This window comes from Pseudomonas sp. p99-361, assembly GCF_003935475.1.
Lineage (GTDB): Bacteria > Pseudomonadota > Gammaproteobacteria > Pseudomonadales > Pseudomonadaceae > Aquipseudomonas > Aquipseudomonas juntendi.
Genome location: NZ_RHQO01000052.1, coordinates 15,568 through 32,809, shown reverse-complemented (window position 1 = coordinate 32,809; position 17,242 = coordinate 15,568). Strand labels below are relative to the sequence as shown.

The 17,242-nt window shown below is 62.6% G+C and carries 16 protein-coding genes and 1 pseudogene; 8 read left to right on the top strand and 9 right to left on the bottom strand.

Features of this window, described 5'->3' with window-relative positions:
• Nucleotides 1–116: 116 nt before the first annotated feature.
• The 3 genes and pseudogenes from EGJ22_RS19585 to EGJ22_RS19575 form a co-directional block, all read right to left on the bottom strand.
• Nucleotides 117–392: a hypothetical protein gene (locus tag EGJ22_RS19585; protein WP_009683682.1), complete on the bottom strand. Its 276-nt coding sequence runs from the start codon at nt 390–392 to the stop codon at nt 117–119.
• 191 nt (nt 393–583) lie between these two features.
• Nucleotides 584–877 (bottom strand): addiction module antidote protein, encoded by a 294-nt coding sequence (locus tag EGJ22_RS19580; RefSeq protein ID WP_009683681.1) that lies wholly within the window; start codon nt 875–877, stop codon nt 584–586.
• Nucleotides 858–1,172: pseudogene (locus EGJ22_RS19575) on the bottom strand (type II toxin-antitoxin system RelE/ParE family toxin). Before EGJ22_RS19575 ends, EGJ22_RS19580 begins: the two are co-directional and overlap by 20 nt.
• Nucleotides 1,173–1,350: 178 nt before the next feature.
• Between EGJ22_RS19575 and EGJ22_RS19570 the strand changes: the two are divergent.
• The 3 genes from EGJ22_RS19570 (at nt 1,351) to EGJ22_RS26590 (ending at nt 3,094) form a co-directional block, all read left to right on the top strand.
• On the top strand, nt 1,351–1,746 hold the full coding sequence (locus EGJ22_RS19570) for a hypothetical protein (protein WP_009683679.1): 396 nt from the start codon (nt 1,351–1,353) through the stop codon (nt 1,744–1,746).
• Nucleotides 1,747–1,852: 106 nt separating this feature from the next.
• Nucleotides 1,853–2,779, top strand: coding sequence for a DMT family transporter (locus tag EGJ22_RS19565; RefSeq protein ID WP_029885892.1), 927 nt, complete (start codon nt 1,853–1,855; stop codon nt 2,777–2,779).
• A gap of 186 nt (nt 2,780–2,965) precedes the next feature.
• Nucleotides 2,966–3,094, top strand: a complete 129-nt coding sequence (locus EGJ22_RS26590) for a PA1414 family protein (RefSeq protein ID WP_009683677.1) — start codon at nt 2,966–2,968, stop codon at nt 3,092–3,094.
• Nucleotides 3,095–3,223: 129 nt separating this feature from the next.
• On the opposite strand, the gene EGJ22_RS19560 is transcribed toward EGJ22_RS26590, so the two are convergent.
• Entirely contained in the window at nt 3,224–4,603 is a 1,380-nt protein-coding gene (locus EGJ22_RS19560; RefSeq protein ID WP_009683676.1) for a sodium:solute symporter, read from the bottom strand.
• A gap of 105 nt (nt 4,604–4,708) precedes the next feature.
• A complete protein-coding gene (speB, locus tag EGJ22_RS19555) occupies nt 4,709–5,659 on the bottom strand; it encodes an agmatinase (protein WP_009683675.1) in 951 nt (316 codons plus the stop codon).
• 223 nt (nt 5,660–5,882) lie between these two features.
• Between speB and EGJ22_RS19550 the strand changes: the two genes are divergently transcribed.
• The 3 genes from EGJ22_RS19550 (at nt 5,883) to EGJ22_RS19540 (ending at nt 9,174) form a co-directional block, all read left to right on the top strand.
• Nucleotides 5,883–6,776, top strand: a complete 894-nt coding sequence (locus EGJ22_RS19550) for a LysR family transcriptional regulator (RefSeq protein WP_009683674.1) — start codon at nt 5,883–5,885, stop codon at nt 6,774–6,776.
• A gap of 138 nt (nt 6,777–6,914) precedes the next feature.
• A complete protein-coding gene (locus EGJ22_RS19545; RefSeq protein WP_009683673.1) occupies nt 6,915–8,480 on the top strand; it encodes a PAS domain-containing methyl-accepting chemotaxis protein in 1,566 nt (521 codons plus the stop codon).
• 94 nt (nt 8,481–8,574) lie between these two features.
• Nucleotides 8,575–9,174 carry a tRNA-uridine aminocarboxypropyltransferase gene (locus EGJ22_RS19540; protein WP_009683672.1) on the top strand — a complete coding sequence of 200 codons (600 nt, stop codon included), beginning with the start codon at nt 8,575–8,577 and terminating at the stop codon, nt 9,172–9,174.
• A gap of 143 nt (nt 9,175–9,317) precedes the next feature.
• Here the strand turns inward: EGJ22_RS19540 and EGJ22_RS19535 are convergent, their stop codons facing one another.
• The 3 genes from EGJ22_RS19535 to EGJ22_RS19525 form a co-directional block, all read right to left on the bottom strand.
• Complete coding sequence (locus EGJ22_RS19535) at nt 9,318–10,676, bottom strand: TolC family outer membrane protein (protein ID WP_009683671.1); 1,359 nt, start codon at nt 10,674–10,676, stop codon at nt 9,318–9,320.
• 310 nt (nt 10,677–10,986) lie between these two features.
• Nucleotides 10,987–11,352, bottom strand: a complete 366-nt coding sequence (locus EGJ22_RS19530) for a YbaN family protein (protein ID WP_009683670.1) — start codon at nt 11,350–11,352, stop codon at nt 10,987–10,989.
• Between the two features lie 7 nt (nt 11,353–11,359).
• Entirely contained in the window at nt 11,360–11,947 is a 588-nt protein-coding gene (locus EGJ22_RS19525) for a YecA family protein (protein WP_009683669.1), read from the bottom strand.
• Nucleotides 11,948–12,188: 241 nt separating this feature from the next.
• Between EGJ22_RS19525 and recQ the strand changes: the two genes are divergently transcribed.
• Both recQ and EGJ22_RS19515 read left to right on the top strand, forming a co-directional pair.
• The gene (gene recQ / locus EGJ22_RS19520; protein WP_029887626.1) at nt 12,189–14,336 is read left to right on the top strand and encodes a DNA helicase RecQ; all 2,148 of its coding nucleotides are present in this window, start codon (nt 12,189–12,191) and stop codon (nt 14,334–14,336) included.
• A gap of 150 nt (nt 14,337–14,486) precedes the next feature.
• On the top strand, nt 14,487–14,924 hold the full coding sequence (locus tag EGJ22_RS19515; RefSeq protein WP_009683666.1) for a MarR family transcriptional regulator: 438 nt from the start codon (nt 14,487–14,489) through the stop codon (nt 14,922–14,924).
• An 80-nt stretch (nt 14,925–15,004) separates the two neighbouring features.
• Here the strand turns inward: EGJ22_RS19515 and EGJ22_RS19510 are convergent, their stop codons facing one another.
• Complete coding sequence (locus EGJ22_RS19510; RefSeq protein ID WP_029887625.1) at nt 15,005–17,191, bottom strand: patatin-like phospholipase family protein; 2,187 nt, start codon at nt 17,189–17,191, stop codon at nt 15,005–15,007.
• Nucleotides 17,192–17,242: the final 51 nt, after the last annotated feature.

Sequence of the window (17,242 nt, the reverse complement as noted above, 5' to 3'; positions counted from 1 at the left end):
ACAAACGTAGGAGCGAGCGCAGCTCGCGATGCGCCGCGCGGGCGGCGCTCGATCTCACAGGCACTGAAGATGCAGCGCCTACCCTTGCCAGCGATAGGGCCATTAGAAACACCCCATCACTCAGCCTTCTGCTCCGCTAACTTCAACTCCTTGATCCGCTGGTCAATCAGCTGACACTTGTCGGGCAAGTCCTTGCTCGCCGTCCTCAGGTCCATCCCCTGCAGCTCTTCATTGATTTCCTTCGCCTTTTGCGGGTTCCGCTCGGTCAGTTGGGTGACCAGCCCGGCCAGCTCTTCACGTTTCTGCGTCGCTTCTTCCGGTGTGCAGGCCCAGGCGGGGCTGGCGCACAGCAAAGCGGTGGTGCAGCCCATAATGGATAGCAGCTGTTTCATCCTTCCTCCCCTCCAGCAATGGTTATGCACGGTGGAAGCTTGTGGGTGCTGGGAAGTTCAGTGCTCACGACCAGTGGGTCTTTCATGATGGAAGCATTCTGTTTCTGAAATGCCGCCACCAACGGTGCTGCGCCTCTTCTGACAAATGTATCGAGGTCGGGTACTACCCAGATCACTGGAGAGGCAGTGGGTCAGCCTGCGATGTGAGGACGCGCTGTCATGTGTATACCCAATGCTTTCATCACGGTCAGGAACGATTTGAGGGTTGGGTTGCCATGCTCGCTGAACGACCGGTAAAGCTGTTCACGAGATAGCCCTGTGTCTTTTGCCAGCTCACTCATGCCTTTGGCACGCGCTACCACGCCGACAGCTTTGGCGACATAGCTGGCATCCCCGGTCTCCAGGGCGTCAGTCATGAACACGGCGATTGCTTCAGGAGTGGTGAGGTATTCGGCGGGATCGAATTCAGAGAAGGTTTGTGTCATTTTGCATCCTCCACGAACGCAGAATATGGTGGGCTGCTTTGATGTCCCGTTGTTGGCTGCTTTTATCGCCGCCTCACAAAAGAATGACGAACGTACTGCCCGCCTGGTGGAAATATACGCGGTAGCCGGGCCCATAGTGGACCCTGAGTTCACTGACGCCGTGGCCAACCGGTGATACATCGCCAGGCAGGCCCTCCATCAATCGGTTGATCCGAGCAATGATTCGCGTTCTGGCGCTAACATCCCGGAGCCCGCTCACCCAATGTCTGAAACTGCTGGATTCGATTTTTTTCATCGAATTAATGTAGTTTATAAACTACAGACGATTCGCCAGCAAATGGTTTCTGCGCATTGCGCAATGGCTCGCTTCGCACCTGCTATTTGCATCCACTCTCATTTTTCTCGGAACACCGCGTCTCAGCCCCGAGTCCCAACCTGTGTAACCCTTTCGTCCACAGCAGGAGCCCGTAGCCATGAGCACCACCTACGACTGGGACCTGATCGAACGCTTGCTGCACGAGGTGCAGAACGGCGCCGGTCACAGCTTCACGCCACGCCCCTACGCCGAGCAGCACGCTGCCGCGCTGGCCGCCAAAGGTGAGCCGGTGGGTGACCTGGATCACTTGAAAACCCGTGCCTGTGAATATGAAAAGCTGTTGTTCGAGCGTGGCTTTATCGAAAGCCGGCCTGAGGAAGACGGTGGCAACGGCGAGAACTTCGTGCTGACCGAGCGCGGCTCGCGGCTGATGAGCCTGATCGACAGCAGCATCCCTGGCTTCGAGCACCCGCGCCAGGTGCTGGATGATCAGGAGGATGCGCTGGACGAGACCACCTTCGAACAGGTATCGGCAAAAGCGCAAATCGCTTGAGGTCGTTTTGAGGCTGGCATGGGTGGCCATGAAAACCCGATAATCGGTAGCTTCTGAACGCTGCCGAGTTGCTCCCCATGCCTACGTTCACCTCAAAGGCCCGCCCATGAATGCTGCCCGCAAGAACCCAGACGCCTTTGCCTTCCAGGTCATGTTGGGCCTGTGCCTGATCTGGGGCTGCCAGCAGGTGCTGATCAAGACCGCCGCCGTGGACATCGCCCCGGTGATGCAAGCGGCATTGCGTAACGGTATCGCCGCGGTGTTGGTGGGCCTGATGCTGTGCTGGCGTGGCACCTGGGAGCAGGTCGGTAGCACCTGGCGCCCCGGGTTGGTCGCGGGTGCTTTGTTCGGTATCGAGTTCCTGTTCATTGCCGAGGGCCTGAAACTGACCTCGGCGGCGCACATGTCGGTGTTTCTTTATACGGCGCCAGTCTTCACCGCGTTGGGGTTGCACCTGCGCCTGGCCAGTGAACGCCTGCGCCTGTTGCAATGCCTTGGCATCCTGCTGGCCTTCGGCGGCATTGCCACGGCCTTTGCCGGAGGCATGTCGTTCGAGCACATGGATAGCCGCACCTTGCTGGGCGATGCGTTTGGCGTGATCGCCGGGCTGGCCTGGGGCGCCACCACGGTGGTGGTGCGCTGCTCACGCCTGTCGGAAGCGCCGGCGACCCTGACCTTGTTCTATCAACTGGCGGTGGGGTTTGCCGGATTGTTGCTGATTGCCCTGCTCAGCGGGCAGATCGGCGAGGTGTCGCTCACGCCTTTGGCCATGGGTAGCGTGCTGTTCCAGGGGGTTGTAGTGTCGTTCGTCAGCTACCTGACCTGGTTCTGGCTACTGCGCCAATACCTGGCATCGAACCTGGCGGTGTTTTCCTTCATCACCCCTCTGTTCGGCGTAACCTTAGGGGTCTTGCTGCTGGACGAGCCGCTGACCGCGCATTTTGTGGGCGGTGCGGTGATGGTGCTGCTGGGGGTGATTCTGGTAAGTGCCGAACCTTGGGTAAAGCAGCAACTGCGCAAGTGGGTGGGGTAGTGGAACGCTTGCAACAAAGCGAAACGATTAACCAGTCGTCGGAATGCGCCGCTATGGCTTGATCCGCGTCAGAATGGCCCCTATCTGTAAGAGCAGAGGCATGCGTAATACAGGACATCGGGCTATGATCTGTATGAAACATTGCAGGATTGATTCGCCGTGAGGCTGACCCGTCAAGGGGGCATTATGAATAAACCACTGTCCAACTGGCTCCACGACCTGGCGGTCGCCTTGGGGCTGATTCCACCACCCTTGCAGCCGGTGCCGATCCCGACTGATGAAGAGCAGCGCAAGCGCCAACCGCGTCGTCGCTGATACAAGCAAAGGCCGCAGCACCTGGGTGGGGGCTGCGGCCTTTTTGCTTCTGGGCAATTGGCTTGCCTGCTCTGGGCCCATCGCTGGCCCTGTAGGCGGGTCAGCGATAGGGCCAGTGCAGGCCGAAGGTCAGGCCAGCTTTACCGCTGCCACCGGTTTACGCGACAGCAGGCTCACCACCACAAAGCTCACCAGGCCAATCGCGAGGCTGTAGTAGATCGGCGTATTCGCCTCCAGCCCGTCCTTGAACATGAACAACAGGGCAGTCGCAAAGCCTAGCGACATGCTGGCGATGGCGCCGGCGGTGGTGGCGCGTTTCCAGAAAATGGCGCCAATCAGCGGAATCAGCATGCCGCCCACCAGCAGGTTGTAAGCCAGGGTCAGGGCGCTGATCACGTCGTTCACCATCAACGCGATACCCAGTACCACCAAACCGGTCAGCAAAGTGAACAGGCGGCTGATACCCAGGCTGGACGGCTTGCCGCCACGCAGCTTGGGCAGCAGGTCTTCGGTGATGGTGGTCGAGGCCGCCAGCAGGCCTGCGCTGGCGGTCGACATCATGGCCGCCAGCGCCGCTGCCATCAGCAGGCCGCGGATGCCATCAGGCAGCGTGGTCTTGATCATTTCGGCGAAGGCATTGTTCGGGTTGGCCAGGTCGGGCATCAATACATGAGCGGCCATGCCGATCACGGCACAGGCCAGGCCATACAGCACGCAATACACCCCGGCGGTGGTGCCGGCACGCTGGCAGACCTTTTCGTCACGGGCGGTGAACACCCGCTGCCAGATATCCTGGCCAATCAGGATGCCGAAGAAGTAGATCAGGAAGTAGGTGATGATGGTATCCCAGCCGATGGTGGTCAGCTGGAAGCTGGCCGCCGGCAACTTGGCCACCAGGGTGTCCCAGCCGCCGGCCTTGTACAGGCACACCGGCAACAGGATGAACATCAGGCCCACGGTCTTGATCACGAACTGCACGATATCGGTCAGGGTCAGCGACCACATGCCGCCAATGGTCGAGTACACCACCACCACCCCCCCGCCCAGCAGCAGCGCGGCCCAGAAGGGCAGGTCCAGCAGCACTTGCAGCACGGTGGCCATGGCCAGGGTGGATGTCACGCCGATCATCAGCGCGTACGCCAGCATGATCACCGCGCTGGCCTGGCGCGCGGTCGGGTTGTAGCGCTGTTCCAGCACCTGGGTCACGGTGAAGATGCGCAGGCGTAGCAACGGCTTGGCCAGAAACAAGTTGATGGCGATGATGCCCAGGCCCAGCGCGGCGCACAGCCAGAAGCCTGAAATGCCGTGAACGTACCCCAGGCGCACGGTACCCACGGTGGAGGCGCCACCCAGCACGGTGGTGGCCATGGTGCCCATGTACAACATCGGGCCCAGGTTGCGCCCGGCGACCAAGTAGTCTTCATGGGTTTTCGCGCGTCGCATGCCATACCAGCCAAGCCCGAGCATGCCTGCGGTGTAAAGCATTACAACTATGATGTCCAAGGCCATTGGGGGTCTCCCGATTATCTTTATTATGGCGAGATCGGCCACGCGGGCGTTCGCACGGCGCCCGGTGGTCTTCTGGTGTTGGCGGGCCTCGGTGGCCCGACCACATTAGCGGCGGACTACACCCGGCAGTACGCAGAGCATTTCGAACAGCAGGTTGGCGCCGAGCAACGAGGTATTGCCGGTGGTGTCATAAGGCGGGGAGACTTCGACAAGGTCACAACCGATCAGGTCCAGGCCATGGCAGCCGCGAATGATCTCCATTGCCTGGATGGTGGTCAAGCCGCCGATTTCCGGGGTGCCGGTACCAGGTGCCCAGGCCGGATCGATGCCGTCGATGTCGAACGACAGGTAAACCGGGCCGCCGCCGACTTTTTCCCGCACTTCGGCCATCAAGGGCTCCAGCGACTTGTGCCAGCACTCTTCGGCCTGAACCACGCGGAAGCCCTGGCGGCGGCTCCAGTTGAAGTCGTCGGCGGTATAACCCTGGGCACGCAGGCCGATCTGCACCACGCGCTCGCAGTCGAGCAGGCCTTCTTCCACCGCCCGGCGGAAGGTGGTGCCGTGGGCGATCTTCTCGCCGAACATGTGGTCGTTGACGTCGGCGTGGGCGTCGATGTGCACCAGGCCGATCTTGCCGTGCTTCTTGTGCAGCGCCCGCAGGATCGGCAAGGTGATGGTGTGGTCACCGCCCAGGGTCAGGGGAATCACATTGTGCTCGACGACCTGGTCGTAGGCCTCTTCGATGATGCGCACGGCGTCCAGCAGATTGAAGGTGTTGATGGCCACATCGCCTATGTCGGCGACCGACAGGGAGTCGAACGGGGCGGCGCCGGTGGCCATGTTGTATGGGCGGATCATCACCGATTCGGCGCGGATTTGCCGGGGGCCGAAGCGCGTGCCGGAGCGCAGCGAGGTGCCGATGTCCAGCGGCACACCAATGAAGGCTGCGTCCAGGCCTTCGGCGCTTTGCAGGTGGGGGAGGCGGAGCATGGTGGCGATGCCGCCGAAACGCGGCATTTCGTTGCCGCCCAGTGGTTGGTGGAGAGTCTTGTCCACGGTGGGCCTCATCAGTCGGTCGATTGTTCTGTTTGTTCGAACCTGTGCCGCTGCGCGCTTTCCAGTTCGTGTTTCGCCAGCGGGCAGGGACATTTCGGTCAGTCTGCGCAAGGTAGTGCCATGGAAGAATCGCTACCGACAAATACTTAGTTCAGGAATTTCTGAACTAAAGCCCGGCGCAGCGGTTAGACTGCGCGCAAACACCCTGTGGAACCGTTGCCCCATGGCCTCGACTTTGCCCGACCTGAAACTGCTGCGTATCTTCATCAGCGTGGTGCGCCACCAGGGTTTCGCCAACGCCCAGCGTGAGCTGAATCTTTCGACTTCGGCCATCAGCACCTACATGAGCCAGCTGGAGGGTGCCCTGGGTATCGTGCTTTGCCACCGTGGCCGGGGCGGTTTCAGCCTGACCAGCAAGGGTGAGCTGTTTCACCAGGAAACCCTGCGCCTGTTGGCCGAACTGGACGGGTTCGAGCAATACGCGGCGGCCCTTAAGGGCGAGCTGCGCGGCACCCTCAACCTGGGGGTGATCGACTCCACGGTGGGCGATCGCGCCCTGCCGCTGGCTGAAGCCATTGGTGCCTACAGCCAGGAGCACCCGGCCGTGCACCTGCACTTGTCGGTGTCCAGCCCTTACGAGCTGCAGTTGGGGGTGCAGGACAACCGCCTGGACCTGGCAATCGGCGCGTTTTCTTCACGCATGAGTGGCCTGCTGTACCAGCCGCTGTACCGCGAGCAGCACTGGCTGTACTGCAGCAGCCGCCACCCGTTGTACGGCGAGCGGCGCATTCCCGAGCAGGTGGTGACCCAGCAGCGCATGGTCGGGCGCGGCTACTGGAGCCAGGCCGAGCTGGCCCGGCATGGTTTCAAGCACAGCGCGGCGACGGTTGAGAGCATGGAGGCGCAGCTGATCCTGATTCTGTCGGGCGCCTACATCGGCTACCTGCCCGAGCACTACGCCCAGGCCTGGGTCGACAAAGGCGACTTGCGCGTGTTGTCTCCGGCGACGTTCGGTTATCAGGCACCGTTCTCTTTGATCATCCGGCGTGGGCGCAGCCGCGAACCGCTGATCCAGACCTTCCGCGACCTGCTGAAAAGCCAGCTCAACGTAGGCTGATAAACAGAATGTTCATACATTCTGTCGGCAGGCCGCTAAATTCCTGCACACGTGTGCCGCTAACCTCATAGCGCTCTGCTACATATCAACTTGCGCTGATGATTTCCCTTCTTTTCATCCTGCAAGGATCGCCCGACGATGCGCATGAATTTGCCAGTCACTGAACACGAAAGAACATTCCCCAGTGAACAACGGCTGATTTCCACCACCGACTTGAACAGCCGCATCACGTATTGCAACGACGCCTTCGTGGCGATCAGCGGGTTCACCTACGACGAGCTGGTGGGCCAGCCGCACAACCTGGTGCGTCACCCAGACATGCCGCCGGCGGTGTTCGGCCATATGTGGGACACCATCAAGCAAGGCAAGCCGTGGATGGGCGTGGTCAAGAACCGGGCAAAAAACGGCGATTACTACTGGGTCAGTGCCTACGTGACGGCAGTCTACGAACAGGGCCGCATCAGCGGCTACGAGTCGGTGCGTTCGGTACCGACCCGTGAGCAGATCCGCCGTGCCGAGGCGTTGTACGCACGCCTGCGTGCCGGCCGCCGGCCGGTATCGTGGGCGGCGCGCCTGGGCCATGGCCTGCGCCAGGGCTGGCCATGGCTCGGCGCCGGCCTGGTGTCGGCGGCGGGGTACCTGTGGTTGCCACCCTATGCCGCGCTAGGGGTGTTGATGGTTGTACTGCTGGTAGCCTGGTACCTGGTCGAGCACCGTCAGAACCAGGCCATCCGCCGCACGCTGGCCGAGCACCCCAAGGCGTTCACCAGCCCGCTGGTGGCGCTGACCTATAGCGACAACCCGGGGCTGCGGGGCCAGCTGGACCTTGCCATCATCAGTGAAGAAGCCCGCCTGCAGACCGCGCTCACGCGCCTGGTAGACGCCGGGGTCGGGGTAAAATCACGCGCTGCGCAATCTTCCGACCTGTCGGGCGCGCAGGCGCAGATGCTCGACCGCCAGCGCAGCGAGACCGACCAATCGGCCACCGCCATCGCGCAGATGGCGGCGACCATCCAGGAGGTTACGCATAACGTGCAGAGCACGGCGCATGCCGCAGGCGATGCCGACCAGCTGGCGCAGCAGGGCAGCGAGCTGGCGCTGCAGAGCCTGAAGGCCATGGGCAGCATGAGCGATGCAGTCAATGACATTGGCCAGGCGGTGAACGCCCTGGCGGAACAGACCCAGTCGATCGGCAGCGTGGTGGATGTGATCACCTCGATCGCCGAACAAACCAACCTGCTGGCGCTCAACGCCGCCATTGAAGCGGCGCGGGCCGGCGAGCAGGGCCGCGGGTTTGCCGTGGTGGCCGATGAAGTACGCTCATTGGCCCAACGTACCCGCACCTCCACCCAGGAAATCCACCAGATCATCGCCTCGTTGCGGGCCGGGGCAGAGCGCGCAGTGAGTACTGCCAGCCGTGGCGAGCAGATCTCGCGTGACAGCGTGCACAGTGTCGAGGCAGTGCAGGCGGCGTTGAGCGGCATAGCCCAGGCGGTGAGCCGCATCACCGGCATGAGCCAGCAGATGGCCACGGCATCGGAGCAGCAAAGCCACGTGGCTGAAGACATCAACCAGCAGATCGTGCGCATTGCCCAGCTGTGCGATCAAAGTGCCGGGCAGGCGCGCCAGGGGGCAGAAATCAGCCAGGACCTCGAGCGCATGGCGGAGTACCTGCACAGCCTGGCGGAGCGCTTCAACCGTTGAGGTTGCCGTGGTCGCCTTGCGGCCAGGGCATAGGGCAAGGCCCGCCAGCCGGGCCAGGGTTCTGTGGCAAAATACCCCCGCCAAGGAGACCTTCATGCCCAGACCCCGTTGCGAACGCTGCCAGCGCCCGCTTGATCATTGCCTTTGCTCGCTGATCCCTGCGCTAGGCAGCCGAACCCGTGTGATCTTGCTGCAGCACCCCAGTGAAAGCGCCCACGCCCTGAATACCGCACGGTTGGCTGCGCTTGGCCTGAGCAATGCCGAGCTGCGGGTGGGGGAGGTATTCGACGATCTGCCAGCGCTGCTGGCAACCCCTGGGTACCGCCCGGCGCTGTTGTTCCCGGGCGCTGAAGCGCAGCCCCTGGCTGCCTATGGCCCAGTGGACGAGCAACCCTTGCTGCTGATCGTGCCCGACGGCACCTGGCGCAAGGCGCGCAAGCTGCTGTACCTGAATCCGCTGCTGGAGGCGTTGCCGAGGGTGACCTTGGGGCAGGTGGCCGCTTCACGCTATCGCTTGCGCAAGGCGCCGGAGGCGGGAGCGTTGTCGACCATTGAGGCCGTGGTGGGGGCGCTGAGTGCACTGGAGCAACCGGCCTGCTTCGATGCGCTGCTGGCACCGTTCGAGGCCTTGATAGAGGGGCAGATCAGGGCCATGGGCGAGGAGACGTTCCAGCGTAACCATGGCACCGAGTGAGGGCAGGGGGCCGCTGCGCAGCCCATCGCGACACAAGGCCGCTCCTACAGGCCATCGCACCCGCCATTGGCATGCAAGATCTGTGTAGGAGCGGCCTTGTGTCGCGATGGGCCGCACAGCGGCCCCAGCAATCTCAAGCCCGATCAACGCATCTCGGGCAAGCGTGCCTCGGTACGGACTTCGGTCGCGGCCAGCGCCTCTGGCGGCAGCGAAATACGCTGCTTGCTGAGCAATTCACCCATGGTCGCCAGCACCCGGTAGCGCGAGTACTCTTCGGTGTAGCGCACTTCGGTGTAGCGACGGTCGGCGTTGTACAGTTCGTTTTCACTGTCGAGCACGTCCAGCAGGGTGCGTTGGCCCAGGCCGAACTGGTCCTGGTAGGCGGCGCGCACGCGCTTGGTGGTTTCGGCGTATTCACGCGCGGTCGGCAGCTGCTTGCTGGCGTTGTTCATGGCGTTCCACGCCAGGCTCAGGTTTTCGGTCAACTCGCGCAGGGCGTTGTTGCGGATGTCCAGGGCCTGGTTGATCTTGTGCGCGTCGGATTGCAGGCGAGCTTTGTCACTGCCGCCGCGGAACAGGTTGTAGTTCATCTCCACGCCGGCTTGCCAGTCGTTGTTGTTGTGGCCTTTCTCGCCGCCGGTGTTGTTGTTGGCACCGGTGGCCAGAATGGCGTCGAAGCGTGGGTAGAAGGTCGACTTGCCAACCTCGTACTGCTGCTCGGCCGCATTTACATCAGCCTGGGCCGACTTGATGTAGGGGTTGTTCTGGCGCATGCCATCACGGGCCTCTTCAAGCGTGGCAGGCACCTCGGCCTTGATGGTGGGCGGGCTTTCCAGCTCGTCTGGCATGCGCCCGATCACGCTGAAGAAGTTGGCCTCGGCGTCGGCCAGGTCCACTTCGGCGGTGTCCAGGTTGTTTTCTGCCAGGGCGCGGCGGGCGCGGGACTGGTCAAGGTCGGCCGTGCTGCCAACGCCACGCTCGTTACGCAGGCCGATCTGGTCGTTGACCCGCAGGTGGGCTTGCAGGTTGTTCCTGGCCAGGGCCACCAGTTCACGGCGCTTGAGTACCTCCAGGTACACCTCGATCGCACGCAGGGCGACATCCTGCGCAACCGCCTGGGTGTAGTAGGCACGCGAGGTGGAAACCGCTTCGGTCCGGCCCACTTCGTTCGCGGTGTTGAAGCCGTCGAAGATCATCTGCCGCAGGCGCAGCTCGGACTGGGTGTAGTTCAGGGTTTCTTTGTTGTGGTTACCCGCGGCACGGGTTGTGGTGTTGTCCGAACGCTGGCGGCCGTAGCCGGCGACCAGGTCAACGGTAGGGAAGTAGCCACCACGCGCGAATTTCACGTCCTCATCGGCCGACAGCTTGCTGTTACGGTTGGAGCTGACCTGTGGGTGATAGTCCACGGCGCTTTGGACGGCTTCGGTGATCGACATCGCCTGCACGTTGGCACTCGCCAGGGCCAACAGTAATGCGGTGGTGATGGGGTTCAAAACGCGCATGGTACATCTCCCTGATCTTGAATTTGGTCCTGCTGCTCGCCAAAAAAATGACGATTATTTATCGCGTATAGTGTTGCAGGTTTTTAACCTGACAGCTAAGTACATTCATCGCGATAGATAAGAAGATTTATTCATATCAAAATGACATTAAATACCTTAAATGTCTAAAAGGGGCTTTTTTTGCAGCCCTCAGGTGGTGTGTCAAATATCGGTAAAGCCAATACTCTCAAGGCCTTCAGGCGGTTCCAGAACGAATTTGGCTAAATACTGGGCGGGTTAGGCGAAAGTGATATTTGGCGACAAATTATTGTCACTTTGGCCTGTGCAAGGTTTTTTGCTTGAGGATGTAAAGGCTTACCAGCACGGCGCTGGTCAACATGAAGGCGCGTGCCCAGAACAGCGGCACCAGGTAGCAGGACAGCCCGATGCTGGCCCACATCAGGCCAATGGCATAGACCTTGCCTTTGAGGGGGATGCCTTCACCACTGAGGTAGTCGCGAATCCACGGCCCCAGTTTGGGGTGGTGGACCAGCCAGTGGTGAAAGCGTGGCGAGCTGCGAGCGAAGCAGGCGGCCGCCAACAGAAGAAACGGGGTGGTAGGCAATACCGGCAGGAATATCCCCAACACCCCCAGTGCGACGCTGAGCCAGCCGATGGCCAGCAGCAGGTAGCGCACAGCTGGCTTAGTGGTGGCGTGGCTTGAGCAGCGCCGGCTTTTCGTCAGGTGCGTGCAGCAGCAGGAACAGTGCCGTCAGCGCTTCGGGAATTTGCACGATCATGTCGTCCTGCAGGTTGGCGTTGCTGGCGATGTCGGCGAACTCCGGCTGCTCGTCGAACAGGCCCGAACCCACCATGATTGGCAGCAACATTTCGCTGACTTCCTCTTCTGCGTTCTCGAACCAGGCCTCTTCGCGCAGGAACACGCCTTCCATGAAACCGATGCACCAGCCGCGCAGGTCGGAATCGTCCGGCTCGTCAGTCAGGTCGAGGTCGCAGGGCAGTTCGAATTCATCGTCGCTGGCCAGCTGACGGGCAATGTGGGCCTTGAGTGCCACCAGGGTCGCTTCGATTTCGGTGCGCTGGGCTTCGCTGCTGTAGTGCGGCTCTTCGGCGAACAGGGCGTCGATCCACTCGCGCTCGGGCACGTCCTCGGCGTTGATCGACAGCGCGGTGAGGTAGCCGTGGGCGGCGACATAGTCCAGCGCTTCTTCGTGCAGCTCGTCGGCGTCGAGGAAGGCTTGCAGGCGGGTCAGTTGCTCGGCGAAGGACATTACAGGGCTACCTTGGGGAATAAACGATATCGAATTCTAGCACCTTGCGGCGGCAGCGGGGCAAAGGAACGTCTATCGCGGTGGTGCCCTGCGCGGGGCGGTGCTGCGGTATACTCCGCGATTTTCATCCAGGCGCGGTTTTACCGGCGGCCTGGCAAAAACCGCTTACGCATTTGGCGTGTGCGGGGCGGGTTTTTCGTCCAGCCTGTGTGCAGGGTGGTACGGCGATTTGGAGTTGCACATGCTCGAACAGGCTCAGCGCGTTCTCAAGGACATCTTTGGCTACGACAGTTTCCGAGGGCGCCAGGCAGCGATCATCGAATGCGTGGCCAATGGTGGCGATGCCCTGGTGCTGATGCCGACTGGCGGCGGCAAGTCGTTGTGTTTCCAGGTGCCGGGCCTGCTGCGCCCAGGCCTGACCGTGGTGGTCTCGCCGCTGATCGCGCTGATGGACGACCAGGTCGCCACGCTTGACGAGCTGGGCGTAGCCGCAGCCGCCCTGAACTCCACGCTCACGGCCGAGCAGCAGCGCGACCTGGCCGGGCGCCTGCGCCGTGGCGAAGTGAAAATGCTGTACCTGGCACCCGAACGCCTGGTGCAACCGCGCATGCTCGACTTCCTGCGCGACCTGGATATCTCGCTGTTCGCCATCGACGAAGCCCACTGCGTTTCGCAATGGGGCCATGACTTCCGCCCCGAATACCTGCAACTGGGCCAGTTGGCCGAACTGTTCCCGCATGTTCCGCGCATTGCCCTTACCGCCACCGCCGACATGCGTACCCGCGAAGAAATTGTTCAGCGCCTGCACTTGCAGGGCGCAGAGCGCTTCCTGTCGAGCTTCGACCGGCCGAACATCTTCTACCGCATCGTGCCCAAGGAAGCGCCGCGCAAGCAATTGATGGCGTTCCTTGCCGAGCGCCGTGGCAACGCCGGCATCGTTTATTGCCTGTCGCGCAAGAAGGTCGACGAAACCGCCGCCTTCCTTTGCCAGCAGGGCTTCCCGGCGCTGCCCTACCATGCCGGCCTGGCGGCCGAAACCCGCGCCGCCAACCAGCACCGCTTCCTCAACGAAGAGGGGCTGATCATGGTCGCCACCATCGCGTTCGGCATGGGTATCGACAAACCCAACGTACGCTTCGTGGCCCACCTCGACCTGCCCAAGTCGCTTGAGGCCTACTACCAGGAAACCGGCCGTGCCGGGCGAGACGGCCTGCCGTCCGATGCCTGGATGGCTTATGGCCTGCAGGACATGGTCATGCTCAAGCAGATGCTGCAGAACTCCGAAGGGGACGAACGCCACAAACGCATCGAGCAGCACAAGCTCGATGCCATGCTGGCGCTGTGCGAAGAAACCCGCTGCCGCCGCCAGTCGCTGCTGGCCTACTTCGATGAAATCCTCGAGCAGCCGTGCGGGCACTGTGACAACTGCGTCGACAACGTCCAGACCTGGGATGCTACCGAGCCGGCGCGCCAGGCCCTGTCGGCAGTGTTTCGCACCGGCCAGCGCTATGGTGTGGGCCACCTGGTCGACGTGCTGCTGGGCAAGGACACCGAAAAGGTGCGCAATTTCGGCCATGAAAAGCTGTCGGTTTTCGGCGTGGGCAAAGGCCTGGCCGAAGCCGAATGGCGTTCGCTGTTCCGCCAGTTGGTGGCGCGCGGGCTGGTCGACATCGACCTGGAGGGCTACGGCGGCCTGCGCTTGTCCGACAGCTGCCGGCCACTGTTGCGTGGCGAAGTCACCTTGCAACTGCGCCGTGACCTCAAGCCGCAGATCACTGCCAAAAGCGCGTCTTCCAGTGGCGGCAGCCCGGCCAGCCAACTGGTGCGGGCCGAAGAGCGGGAATTGTGGGAGGCATTGCGCACCTTGCGGCGCAAGCTGGCCGAAGAACACAGCGTACCGCCGTACGTCATCTTCCCCGACTCAACGTTGCTGGAAATGTTGCGCAGCCAGCCGGTCAGCCTCAGCGACATGGCCCAGGTCAGCGGCGTAGGCGCGCGCAAGCTGGAACGCTATGGCCAGGCGTTTCTTGAGGTACTGAACGACAACGGCGGCACCCGCGAGGCGCCGAAGGTGGTGCTCGACCTGCGCCATGAGCTGGTCAGCCTGGCCCGCGCCGGCATGACCCCAGCGCAAATCGCCGGGCAGCTCAACTGCAGCGAAAAGAATGTGTACAGCTTGCTGGCCGAGGCCTTGGGGCGCCAGGAGCTGAGCCTGGACCAGGCGCTGGACTTGCCAGAAGACCTGCTGATGGAGGTGCAGGACGCCTTCCTCGATGGCGAGGGCGAGCTGCCGCCGGTTGCGACCATCGCCCCGCTGTTTACCGGGCGAGTGCCGGAAGGGGTGCTGTATTGCGTACGCGCGGCACTGGCAGCCGAGTTCGAGCTGTAGGCCAGCGCATGTTCGCAGGCACAAGCGCCATCTGCTGACCTTTGTCATGCTTTTTGACGATTTTCGCCCAAGTTACCTTGGCCGAGCCTTGCCTCATGGGGCAGGGCATGGTTAGCTGCCTAATAATTAGATCTACTCGATGAGTTACCTATGCCTCTAACCGACAACCAACACCGCTTCGGCATGCAACTGGCCCAGATGTCCCGGGGTTGGCGTGCCGAACTGGATCGCCGCCTGGCCGGGCTCAATCTGTCGCAGGCGCGCTGGCTGGTGTTGCTGCACCTGGCCCGTTTCCAAGACGCCCCGACCCAGCGTGAGCTGGCCCAGAGTGTGGGTGTCGAAGGCCCGACCCTGGCGCGTCTGCTCGATAGCCTGGAGGCCCAGGGGCTTGTACGGCGCCAGGCGGTGCTGGAAGACCGGCGGGCGAAGAAGATTGTGTTGTGCCCGCCGGCCAAGCCGCTGATCGAACAGATCGAGACCATCGCCAACCAGTTGCGCATCGAACTGTTCAGCGGGGTGGATGAAGCCGACCTGCAGGTGTGCATGCGGGTGCATGCCAAGATTCTGGGCAACCTGGAAAAATCCTGAGGCAGGGGCTGCCCTGTAGCCTTTCGCCGGCCCGCCCGCTCGGCGTGGCGGGCCCGACGCCCGGGCCCTGTACGTGCTGCTTAGAAGGTATGCCCCAGGTTCAGGTACACCGCCTGCTCATGCGCACTGTTGGTGCCATAGGTGAAATTCAATGGGCCCAGCGGCGTTTCCAGCCCGAGGAAAATACTCGCCGCATTGATGTAGCCACTGTCGAACGCATTGTCGTTGTTCCACGCCCGCCCGCGCTCCAGCGAACCACCGATGTACAACGGGAAGTCCAGCGGCACATACGCCCGTGGCGTCAGCCGGCGGTAGTAGACCACCCGCATCAGGCTCATGTTCTGGCCCGACACCGAGTCCTGGCGGAAGCCCGACAGCTCCCGCGCCCCGCCCAGCACGAAGCTGGAGGTCACCACTTCGGTGGCATCCAGCGTGCGCCCGTAGCGGCCGCCCAGCACGAAGGTGTTCGGGCCGCTGCTGATGGCCTTGTCGAGGTTGAACAGCCATTGCCGGTAATCCTGGTCGGAATCCAGCGACTTGTCGTACTTGCGCAAGGTCAGGCCGATGTCTTCGCCATGGTGCGGGAAATACACGTTGTCGAGGGTGTCGAACGAGTACTTCAGCTCGTAAAAGCCTTCGTTGAAACTGACCTTGGGCAAGTCCTGGTCGCCAATGCGCACCTCGGCCTCGCCCCAGGCCTTGCCAACCCCCAGGCGCACTTCGCCGCTGTTGCCGATCTGCCGGCCCACGTTCAGGCCAAAGCCATAGCGCTCCAGGCGGTACTCGGCGACCGGGTCGTTGTCGAGGGTGGCCTCGATGTTCTGTGAGCCGAAGTCCAGGTAGGGGGCGACGAAGTAGCGTGAGCCGACATCCAGCGGTTGGTAGAACTCGCTGTACAGCGCTTGCTGGTCGCCGATCTGGCCGCGGGTCAGCCACTCGGCACCCAGGCTGTTGATGCCGTTGACCCGGTAGCTGGCGCCCAGGTTGAAGGCGCTGTCGCCGCGCAGGTCGTCCGACAGGTTCAGCCCCAGGCGCAAGTAGTCGGTGCCGCCGCGGCGGCCGCGGGCGTTGATCACCAGGGTGTTTTCATCGCCCTTGTGTACCACGCGGTACTGCACCCGGTCGAAGTAGTCCAGGCCGTACAGCGTGCCCATGTCGGTCTCCAGGCGGCCAAGCTCCAGCGGGGCATTGATGGGCTGGCGAATGTACGAACGGATCACATCGTCACTGACCTTGGCGTCGTTCTCGATTTTGATGGCGGTGATGATGGGCGTGCGTTGGCGCGGTGAACGGGCCACGGCCAGGCTGGTGCTGGCGTCTGGGTGGCGCAGCGCGGCCAGGCGCGCGTCGAGCAGGCGGGTAGCGCGGTAGCCGGCGTCGATCATGTCCCGCGCGCGGCCGAAGTCGGTCACGCCGTAGGCTGCCAGCGGCGGTTGGATGAGGATATCGTCGCGGCGCAGGCTGGCCAGTTGCTCTTCCGAGTTGCGCCGGGTCGTCAGCGTGATGGACTGGTTCAGCACATCGACCACGGTCAGCAACTGCTTGCGGTCGCGCAGCGGCGTACCGATATCCACCACGATGGCCAGGTCCACCCCCATGTCGCGTGCCACGTCGAGCGGAATATTGTCGACCATGCCGCCGTCCACCAGCAGGCGGCCGTCCAGTTCGACCGGGGCGAACACGGCCGGGATCGACATGCTGGCGCGGATCACCTGCGGCAGGTGGCCGCGGCGGAATACCACTTTTTCGCCACTGGCGATGTCGGTGGCCACGGCGCGGAAGGGGATGGGCAGCTTGTCGAAGTCGCGCGTGTCGGCGGTGTGCGCCAACTTGCTTTCCAGCAGCAACGACAGGTTCTGGCCTTGAATCACCCCCAGCGGTAGGCCCAGGCTGCCGTCGTCGCGAAAACTGAGCTTTTGCTTGACCAGAAAGTCGCGGTCATCTTGCTTGCGCCGGAATGGCACGTCCTCGCGGGGTGGGCTGTCAGACAGCGCCTGCTGCCAGTCGAGGGTGGTGGCGAGGTGTTCCAGCTCTTCGACACTGTAGCCCGAGGCGTACAGCCCGCCGACTACAGCCCCCATGCTGGTGCCAGCAATGGCGTCGATGCGTACGCCCTGTTCCTCCAGCGCCTTGAGCACGCCGATGTGCGCCAGGCCACGGGCCGCGCCGCCCGACAGCACCAGGCCGACCTTGGGCCGTGCCGGTTCGGCGGCGGTTGCTGTAAGCGAGGTGAGGGTGAACAGCAAGCAGAACAGCAAACGGCGCATCGTGGGTCTCAAACCGTGGGTCAAAGACCGCTAGTATAAGCCGCCCCTCAG

What these genes read in the sequence shown, in the direction of transcription:
- EGJ22_RS19585 (WP_009683682.1), bottom strand. Translation starts at nt 392, where the DNA reads ATGAAACAGCTGCTATCCATTATGGGCTGCACCACCGCTTTGCTGTGC.
- EGJ22_RS19580 (WP_009683681.1), bottom strand. Translation starts at nt 877, where the DNA reads ATGACACAAACCTTCTCTGAATTCGATCCCGCCGAATACCTCACCACT.
- EGJ22_RS19570 (WP_009683679.1), top strand. Translation starts at nt 1,351, where the DNA reads ATGAGCACCACCTACGACTGGGACCTGATCGAACGCTTGCTGCACGAG.
- EGJ22_RS19565 (WP_029885892.1), top strand. Translation starts at nt 1,853, where the DNA reads ATGAATGCTGCCCGCAAGAACCCAGACGCCTTTGCCTTCCAGGTCATG.
- EGJ22_RS26590 (WP_009683677.1), top strand. Translation starts at nt 2,966, where the DNA reads ATGAATAAACCACTGTCCAACTGGCTCCACGACCTGGCGGTCGCCTTG.
- EGJ22_RS19560 (WP_009683676.1), bottom strand. Translation starts at nt 4,603, where the DNA reads ATGGCCTTGGACATCATAGTTGTAATGCTTTACACCGCAGGCATGCTC.
- EGJ22_RS19550 (WP_009683674.1), top strand. Translation starts at nt 5,883, where the DNA reads ATGGCCTCGACTTTGCCCGACCTGAAACTGCTGCGTATCTTCATCAGC.
- EGJ22_RS19545 (WP_009683673.1), top strand. Translation starts at nt 6,915, where the DNA reads ATGCGCATGAATTTGCCAGTCACTGAACACGAAAGAACATTCCCCAGT.
- EGJ22_RS19540 (WP_009683672.1), top strand. Translation starts at nt 8,575, where the DNA reads ATGCCCAGACCCCGTTGCGAACGCTGCCAGCGCCCGCTTGATCATTGC.
- EGJ22_RS19535 (WP_009683671.1), bottom strand. Translation starts at nt 10,676, where the DNA reads ATGCGCGTTTTGAACCCCATCACCACCGCATTACTGTTGGCCCTGGCG.
- EGJ22_RS19525 (WP_009683669.1), bottom strand. Translation starts at nt 11,947, where the DNA reads ATGTCCTTCGCCGAGCAACTGACCCGCCTGCAAGCCTTCCTCGACGCC.
- recQ (WP_029887626.1), top strand. Translation starts at nt 12,189, where the DNA reads ATGCTCGAACAGGCTCAGCGCGTTCTCAAGGACATCTTTGGCTACGAC.
- EGJ22_RS19515 (WP_009683666.1), top strand. Translation starts at nt 14,487, where the DNA reads ATGCCTCTAACCGACAACCAACACCGCTTCGGCATGCAACTGGCCCAG.
- EGJ22_RS19510 (WP_029887625.1), bottom strand. Translation starts at nt 17,191, where the DNA reads ATGCGCCGTTTGCTGTTCTGCTTGCTGTTCACCCTCACCTCGCTTACA.